At 62.7% G+C, this 8,538-nt stretch carries 7 protein-coding genes and 2 pseudogenes; all 9 read left to right on the top strand.

The annotated features are described in order from the left end of the window. Positions 1–1,149 (top strand): annotated as a pseudogene (gene pdxR / locus NKI54_RS35785) (MocR-like pyridoxine biosynthesis transcription factor PdxR); the annotation flags it as partial. Between the two features lie 158 nt (positions 1,150–1,307). Continuing rightward, on the top strand, positions 1,308–1,799 hold the full coding sequence (locus NKI54_RS35790) for an MOSC domain-containing protein (protein ID WP_352694545.1): 492 nt from the start codon (positions 1,308–1,310) through the stop codon (positions 1,797–1,799). 6 nt (positions 1,800–1,805) lie between these two features. Continuing rightward, positions 1,806–2,756 carry a PDR/VanB family oxidoreductase gene (locus tag NKI54_RS35795; RefSeq protein WP_352694547.1) on the top strand — a complete coding sequence of 317 codons (951 nt, stop codon included), beginning with the start codon at positions 1,806–1,808 and terminating at the stop codon, positions 2,754–2,756. A 53-nt stretch (positions 2,757–2,809) separates the two neighbouring features. Further along, positions 2,810–5,203: a thiamine pyrophosphate-binding protein gene (locus tag NKI54_RS35800; RefSeq protein ID WP_352579566.1), complete on the top strand. Its 2,394-nt coding sequence runs from the start codon at positions 2,810–2,812 to the stop codon at positions 5,201–5,203. Between the two features lie 99 nt (positions 5,204–5,302). Then, the gene (locus NKI54_RS35805; RefSeq protein ID WP_352579567.1) at positions 5,303–5,425 is read left to right on the top strand and encodes a hypothetical protein; all 123 of its coding nucleotides are present in this window, start codon (positions 5,303–5,305) and stop codon (positions 5,423–5,425) included. Then, complete coding sequence (locus NKI54_RS35810; RefSeq protein WP_352579568.1) at positions 5,422–5,958, top strand: ester cyclase; 537 nt, start codon at positions 5,422–5,424, stop codon at positions 5,956–5,958. The genes NKI54_RS35805 and NKI54_RS35810 overlap by 4 nt, the downstream gene beginning before the upstream one ends. 118 nt (positions 5,959–6,076) lie before the next feature. Next, positions 6,077–6,283: a hypothetical protein gene (locus tag NKI54_RS35815; RefSeq protein ID WP_352579569.1), complete on the top strand. Its 207-nt coding sequence runs from the start codon at positions 6,077–6,079 to the stop codon at positions 6,281–6,283. Between the two features lie 4 nt (positions 6,284–6,287). Next, positions 6,288–7,424, top strand: a pseudogene (locus tag NKI54_RS35820) (trans-sulfuration enzyme family protein). Between the two features lie 150 nt (positions 7,425–7,574). Continuing rightward, positions 7,575–8,267, top strand: a complete 693-nt coding sequence (locus tag NKI54_RS35825; protein WP_352694549.1) for a B3/B4 domain-containing protein — start codon at positions 7,575–7,577, stop codon at positions 8,265–8,267. The last annotated feature ends 271 nt before the right edge of the window (positions 8,268–8,538 follow it).

An 8,538-nucleotide genomic window follows, 5' to 3' on the forward strand; every position in this document is an offset into this window, starting at 1 on the left:
GATTATCTGCCGACTGGGCTGAAGGTCGATTTCCGCTATGGCGACCTGGCGTCGTCAGACTTCCCCGCATTGGTCTGGAAACGTGCGATGAACGAGGCGATGGGGCAGCGCCCGTTGCGTCTTGCCTATGACGATCCTCGCGGCTCGCGCCGGCTGCGCCAGGCGCTCCAGGGCTATCTCTGGCGCGCCCGAACCCTGAGCTGCGACCTCGAGCAGATCATCATCGTCAACGGTTCGCAGCAGGGCCTCGATCTGTGCGCTCGCCTGCTTCTCGATCCCGCCGACCGCTTCGTCATCGAGGACCCGTGCTACAGGATGGCGCGTCAGGTCTTTGCCAGTACGGGTGCCTCGCCCATCCCGGTCACCGTCGACGAGGACGGGATGAAGACGGAGTTGCTGGCGGGGATCGGGGCGCGACTGGCCTATGTCACGCCATCGCATCAGTTTCCGCTGGGCGGCGTCATGCCGATCGCGCGCCGCCACCAGCTTCTGGAATGGGCGCGGCACAACAACGCCTATGTGATCGAGGACGACTACGACAGCGAATATCGCTACGACATCAATCCGGTCCCTCCGCTGCACAGTCTCGAGGACCACGGGGCTGTCATCTACCTCGGCACGATCTCCAAGACGCTCTCGCCGATGCTACGCATCGGCTACCTCGTCGTCCCGCCGGAATTGCAGGAGGTCTTCGCAACCGCCAAACAATTCGCGGACCGGCATTCGCCGGTGGCTGAACAGGAGGCGCTGGCCTCTTTGATCGAGAGTGGCGGCTACGAAAGCCATGTGCGCCGCGTGCGCAGGCTGAACGGCGAGCGTCGGGAGACGTTGTTGGGCGCCTTGCGGCACAGCTTCGGCGATCGCATCGCTGTCCAGGGAGCAGATGCCGGACTGCACGTCGCCGTTTGGTTCAAAGACCTGCCACGATCGCAGGAACCGGCACTGGTCGAAGCCGCCCGACGTGCGGGCTTGGGGCTACACCTGATCTCGCCGCTATAAGAACAGCCATCGGACGAAGGCCGCGCGGATCGCGTCGGTCTTGTCATGGGATATGCCGCCTTGAGCATTAGGCAGATCGGGAAGGGCGTTGAGGTCCTGCGAGAGGTTGTCAAGCAGGTGCAAGACGCGATGCCGGCGCGGAACAACTGAGACAGGGGGAGGTCGAAAGCAGGCGCTGAAAACGGTCCGAGGGGGCCCCGTATTTCTTTGCAACAGCCAACTGGACCGGGAAAACGCCATGCAACTGGCGCTGTTGATCAGGCCAGTTTTGCAGCAGGTTTCCACGAGACAAATTTCCGAGAGCGATGATGACCTGGCTAGGAAAGCTGCTTCATATCCATATCGCGCCTGCTGCCTCCTATGAAATGGAGGAGCTAGCGGAGGCGCAGCTTATTGCCGGCCAAGGCATTGTCGGAGATCGCTACTACCTGGGGGCGGGGACCTATTCGGCGCGTCCCGACGTTCGCGAGGTGACGCTGATCGAAGCTGAAGTTCTGGAAGCCATCGCGCAGGGCGAACCCAGGATACCGGGCTTCAAGGCCAAGCTTGCGCCCGAAGATCACCGGCGCAATCTGACGACACAAGGCGCTCCGCTAGGCCATCTTGTCGGCAAACGCTTCCGGGTCGGGGAAACGATCCTTAGAGCCGCCCGGATGAATGTCCCGTGCAAGTATATCGAGGAGTTGCTGGGGCTTCCGGGTCTCTACGACGGGCTTCTGAACCGCTCCGGCCTGAACTGCGCAATCGAGGTCGGGGGCGTGATCCGCCCCGGTGATCTGATCTTGCCCATCGACGAGTGAAACGCCATGGCCTCGCCCCGCATCGTCATGAAGCTGACCGTGACCGCTGTCCGCAAGGAGCCGGGGGAAGTACTGGTCATCGGCCTCAAACACCCGCGCAAACCTGTGCTGCCGCCGTTCGAGGCGGGTTCTCACGTCGATGTCCATCTGCCTGAACGGAAGGTGCGTCAGTATTCTCTTTGCGGCGACCCGACCGAGCTCAGCCGCTACACCATCGCGGTGAAGCGCGAGAATGACGGCCGTGGCGGCTCGGCGTGGATCCACGAAACCATTGCCGTCGGCTCCACACTGCCTGTCTCCGCGCCACGCAACCATTTTGCGCTCAAGCCAGGCGAGGGGCCGACTTTGCTGCTGGCAGGGGGGATCGGGATCACCCCGGTTCTGGCCATGGCGCGCGCGCTCACCCGGCAGGCCAAGCCCTTCGAGTTGCACTATTTCACCCGCAGCCGGGCGCTCACGCCACTCTTGCCGGTGATCGAGGGCGATCTTCCTGGCGGCAATGTTCGGCTCCATTTCGACGACGAGACGGCGACCCGGCAGGACATCGCCGCGCTGCTGGCGAACCGTTCGGCCGAGGCACAGGTTTACTATTGCGGACCGCCCGGATTCATGGCCGCCGTGGGGCGGGCGGCTGAACACTGGCCTGAGGGCACGGTTCATTTCGAAACTTTCCAGCCTCCCGACTTTGATGGCGCACCACCGGAACCATTCGTCATAGAACTCCGTGAGGGCAGGATGGTTGAGGTTTCGGCGCAGACCACGGCGCTCGCGGCTCTGCGCGCCGCCGGGGTGCCCTTACTGGCCTCATGCGAGAACGGGGTTTGCGGGACCTGCGAATGCGTTATGCTTAGTGGACAGCCGATCCATCGGGATTCCGTCCTGTCCAAAGACGCACGCGGCCATCGCTTCATCCCCTGCGTGTCACGCGCGACGGGCGTGCTGAAGCTCGATCTTTGACGATCTACTCTGGGAGGCATCGGTCCGACCGCTGATTTTCGGGGAAGTGAATAATGACGAAACTTGCATATTTGAACGAGATCGAGCGCTGCGCTTCCTGGCTCGCAGCCTGGACTATCCACCACGCCAACCACGTCCGCGAGGGAGATGAGATCAAGGTCGGCGGCCATCAGGCTTCTTCAGCCTCCCTGAGCACGATCATGACTGCACTCTACGGATCGGTGCTGCGCCCGCAGGACCGGGTGGCGGTCAAACCTCACGCGGCGCCGATCTTCCACGCACTCCAGTATCTCGCCGGCAACCAGACCCGTGAAAAGCTCATGAACTTTCGCGGCTACAAGGGCGCCCAAAGCTACCCTTCGCGGACCAAAGACATCGACGATGTCGATTTCTCGACCGGGTCGGTGGGTCTCGGCGTCGCGCAGACGCTGTTTTCCTCGCTGGTGCAGGACTACGTCTCGGCCCATGGCTGGATGAAGGGCCGCCCCGAGGGTCGGATGATCAGCCTGATCGGCGATGCCGAAATGGACGAGGGCAACATCTACGAAGCCCTGATCGAGGGCTGGAAGCACGGGCTACGGAACTGCTGGTGGATCGTGGACTACAACCGCCAGTCGCTCGACGCCGTGATCCGGGAGGGCCTCTGGCAGCGGTTCGAGCAGATTTTCCGCAATTTCGGCTGGGATGTGATGATCCTGCGCCATGGTGCGCAGCAAGAGGCAGCCTTCACTGAGCCGGGGGGCGAGAAGCTGCGTGAGTGGATCGAGCGGTGTCCCAACCAGCTCTATGCGGTGCTGACCTTCCAAGGGGGTGCTGCCTGGCGCAAGCGGCTCCTCGACGAGATCGGAGATCAGGGGCCGGTCGCCGCCCTGATTGAACGCCGCTCCGACGACGCGTTGCAGGCACTCATGACGAACCTTGGCGGGCATGACATGCCGAGCCTCCTCGAAGCCTTCGAAGCGGCTTCCAGCCATGACCGGCCCGTCTGCTTCATCTGCTACACCATCAAGGGCTACGGTCTGCCGCTTGCCGGACACAAGGACAACCATGCGGGACAGATGACGCCTGCGCACATGGAAGGTTTCCGCCGGCAAATGGCCGTCAAGCCGGGTGAGGAGTGGGACAAATGGGCCGCCGCCACCCTGCCGGAAGCGGAGCTTGACGCCTTCCTCGCCAAGGTGCCGTTCTTCGGTGAGGGGCGTCGGCGGTTGTCAGCGCCGTCAGTGCCGGTGCCCGCAACCCTTCCGTTGCCGGGACAGCCCGGCAAGCCGCTGTCGACCCAGATGGGCTTCGGTCAGATTCTGACCGACATCGCTCGCGAGCAGAGTCCACTTGCCGAACGCATTGTCACCACCTCGCCCGATGTGACGGTCTCGACCAATCTCGGGGGCTGGGTCAACCGGCGCGGCCTTTTTGCCCGCGAGACCATGGCCGACACCTTCAAGGCCGAACGCATCCCCTCCACCTACAGTTGGGAGTTCGGACCGAAGGGGCAGCACCTGGAACTCGGGATCGCAGAGTCAAACCTGATGATCATGCTCGGGGCGCTCGGACTATCGCATTCGATCAACGGCGTCCGTCTGCTGCCGATCGGGACGGTCTACGACCCGTTCATCTATCGTTCCGCCGATCAACTGAATTATGCCTGCTACCAGGACGCGCGTTTCATGCTGGTCGCCACGCCCTCCGGCGTGACGCTGGCGCCGGAGGGCGGGGCGCACCAATCGATCGGCACCCCGCTGATCGGCATGGCGCAGGATGGGCTTTGCGCCTTCGAACCGGCCTTCGTCGACGAGCTGTCCGTGATCATGCGCTTCGCGTTCGATTACATGCAGCGCAACGGCGAAGGAGATCCGGACGAGACGACATGGCTGCGTGATCAGACCGGAGGGTCGGTCTATCTGCGCTTGTCCACCCGGCCGCTCGAGCAGCCGCTCCGCGACATGAGGCCGGACCTGGCACGGGATATCGTCAATGGCGCCTATTGGCTGCGACCGCCTGGGCCGAACGCCAGCGTGGTGATCGCTTATCAAGGCGTTGTCGCGCCGGAGGCGATTGCAGCGACGGGGCTTCTGGCAGAGGACCGGCGCGACGTCGGGCTGATGGCAATCACGTCAGCCGACCGGCTGAACGCGGGCTGGCAGGCAGCGGAGCGTGCCCGCCAGCGCGGAATGACCGGCGCCCTTAGCCACGTCGAGCGGATGCTGGCGCCGCTGTCGCGAGATTGCGGGATCGTTACCGCAATTGATGGTCACCCGGCGACGCTTGCGTGGATCGGCGGCGTGAACGGGCATCGCGTCAAGGCGCTTGGGGTCGAGCACTTTGGTCAGACCGGCACGATTGCGGACCTCTACCGTCACCACGGCCTAGACACCAACGCCATCGTACATGCGGCACAGGCGGTCAGTGCGGGACCGGCTATTCGCTACCGGAAGGCGCTGCCCTGACCATGAGCTACCGGATGGTCCGTGGCCGGTAGCGGATCGGCTGGTTCCACAGGCGTTCCGGTTCGAACGCTCGATATCCAGCGGCAAAAGGAGGCATTCATGAGTATCGCGCCCGATGAGCACGAGAAGGTGATGACGTTCGATGACATCGAGCTCAGCCCGCAGAAGGAGATCGTCCGGGTGTTCTACAAGGACATTGGGATCACGCGGCCGTCGACTTGATCCCGGCAATCTTTCATGAGGGGTTCACTTTCCGCGGGTCGCTCGGCCCGGTTCTCGTGGGGCACAGTGGGTTCGCTGACTATGTCAGATGGGTGACAAGCTCTCTCGATCACTACACATCCGACATCCTGGAAATGATCGAGGAAGGAAATCGGGTCTCGGCGAAGCTCCGCTTCCACGGAATCCATCGCCGTCCGCTGTTCGGTCGCGCGCCCACCGGTCGGCACGTGTGGTGGTACGGCATGCCGATCTTCACATTCGAGGACGGCAAGGTGAGAGACCTCTGGGTGCTGGGCGACATTCACGGGCTGATCAGCCGGATCGACGGCATCGCGCACGAGCAACCGGAGTTCCGCGCGGCGTCGACCGGGGCGGACCCTTCAACCGCGTCATCAAACCCAGGGATCGATGAAGATGCGCCGGCTCATCGTCTGTGGAGCAATTGCCGTTCAGCAGGAACCACGGCCCGCAATGGGGCGGGTGGACACGCATCCGCGATTTGCCCCACGCATCCTGCGGTGTTCCACGCATGAGAGTGATGGCTGCAGGTCTCGCTGCCGTCGCATTCGGTGCGGGCGACTTTCTTGGCGGTGTCGCCGCCCGGGGTGCCGAAGCCACGCGTCTTGCCCGCGCGGCCTCAGCATTGCCGCCGTGGCCAGCCTTCTCGATGGAATTGCAAACCTGTTGCTGATGGTGGCTTTCGCCACCGAGGATTGGCCGAAACCGCGGCCGTCGCCTCGCTATCCGGTCGCGATGATCGTGCTGGCCATTAAGGTCCTGCGCGAGCGGCCTTCAATGACACAGGGAATCGGTCTGCTTTTGGCCATTCCTGCCGTCTTCCTTCTCAGATCCACCTAAGGAGGTGCTCCATGCAACTGGAAACCAAAGCGATGCGGGTCGGGGTGTCGATCCTTTCACCGGCGCCGTCACGATCCCCTTCCATCCCAGTACGACCTTCGAACGGAGTGCGGACGGTGGCTACCCGTCGAGCTATGAATATATCAGGGATGCCAACCCGACGCGGAACGCGTTCGAAACGGCGATGGCGGCGCTTGAAGGAGGTCACGCCGCTGTCGCCTTCTAGTCTGGCATGGCCGCCATTACGGCGGTGTTCGAGGCGCACCCCCGCAAGGGCAATCGTATTGTCGTGCCGGACGACATGTATTTCGGCATCCGATCGCTGATTGACGAAACCGATATCGGAAGCCGGTTCGACTTCGTCGCCGTCGACATGCGCGACCTGGACGCGCTGCGCACGGCCGTGGGTGCCGCCCCCACGGGCCTCGTGTGGATCGAGACCCCCTCGAACCCGCTCATCCGTGTCGTGGATATCCGGGCGGCTTGCGACAAAGCGCACGAGGCCGGTGCGATTGCGGTGGTTGACAACACCTGGGCGACGCCCGTCCTCCAGCGCCCGTTCGAATTGGAGGCCGATGCCGTGATGCATTCGGCAACGAAATACATAGGTGGCCATTCCGATATGATGGCTGGGGTCGTCGTCTTGCCGGACGCCGCGTCTCTGGAACGCCCCCTGCGCATGATCCAGCGGCACAAGGGAAGCGTCGCGGCTCCCTTCGACTGCTGGCTGGCACTTCGTGGGCTGCAGTCTTTGCCGGTTCGCATGCGAGCCCACTGTGACGGCGCCCAGAAAGTCGCCGAAACGCTGGGCAAACATCCGGCAGTCGAAAGTGTTCTCTTTCCGGACCTGCCCGATGACCCGGGCCATGAGTTGGCCGGGCGGCAGATGTCTGGCTACGGTGCCATGCTTTCCTTCATCGTTCGAGGCGGCGCCGAGGCAGCCATGACGGTCGCTGGGCGGCTCAATCTTGTGGTGGGGGCCACGAGCCTTGGAGGCACGCATTCGCTGATGGAGCATCGGGCCTCTGTAGAAGGACCAAAGTCGATTGCTCCGGCGGGGTTGCTGCGCATCTCGGTCGGGCTCGAGCACCCGCAAGACATAATCGTCGATCTCTACCAGGCCTTGTCCACGGCCGAATGATGGAATTATCCAGCGCATGGTGCGGCATGCACCACGCCGATGCCAGAAGATCTGGACGCTCGACAAGCACCCTTCTTCATACATCTCCCGAACGACCGCCAGCGCAAAGCCTCCCCATGAGAAAAGAGCATCCCATGTCTTTCCCGCCCATTGATTGCCCCCGAGATCAAGGCCCGCTACCCGGATTTTCATCTGATCAGCATTGTGGTACGGAACGCTGAAATCGACGTGCCGGATGCACAGGCGTTGAACGACACGATTGCGGCGGCGGAACAGGCCGCGCTTCGCGATGACGCCCAAAGGGACGCGCATCTTGCGGCGTGGGCCGTTGCCTACGCGGCTTTCGGCACAAAAGCCAATCGATCGCCGTGCTCGGCCGCCGCGCTTCTCAAGCGTGTGCGGAAAGATGGCTCTCTCCCGCGGATATCCCCACTGGTTGATGCCTACAATGCCGTCAGCGTGTTGTATGGCGTTCCGGTTGGCGGGGAGGATCTCGATCTTTACCAGGGGGTCCCGAGACTTTTAATTGCGAAGGGAGCGGAGCCATTCGACACGATCCAGCAAGGTGAAATGGTAACCGAGCATCCCGAACCGGGCGAAGTCATCTGGTGCGATGATGGCGGTGTCACGTGCCGCCGCTGGAACTGGCGGCAGGGGCGGCGCACCATGGTCACGGTCAATACCCGCGCCATGTGGCTCGTGCTGGAAGCCCTCGGCCCAATGTCAGCTAAACAGATGACGGCCACCGGAGAGCGTCTGATGGGACTTATCCAAGCGTTGTGCCCGGGTGCGCGAATCGAAACCGCGCGGATCGACGAGTCCACTACATCTCGTGTCCCTTAGGGCATGGCCCCCACCTTTCGGGAAAAACACCCCACTCAGCCCTGTCCAGATCTGGCGCTCCTTGCTCGCTCCGCTGGCCTACACAGTTGATTGCGAACGACCCAGAGCGGCTCTCGAAAACGAGCGTCGAACGAAATCAGATCACCGTTTGTTCTCCCTTAGCGTTGTTGGCCTTTATCAACCAAAGACAGCAATAGGCTTGTGATCATGGCCTTCCCATGCGATTCTTGGACGTGATCTGGAGGGGATGAGAATGCCTGAAACGATGCTC

Source organism: Mesorhizobium sp. M0663, assembly GCF_040320585.1.
In the GTDB taxonomy this organism is placed as follows: domain Bacteria; phylum Pseudomonadota; class Alphaproteobacteria; order Rhizobiales; family Rhizobiaceae; genus Mesorhizobium.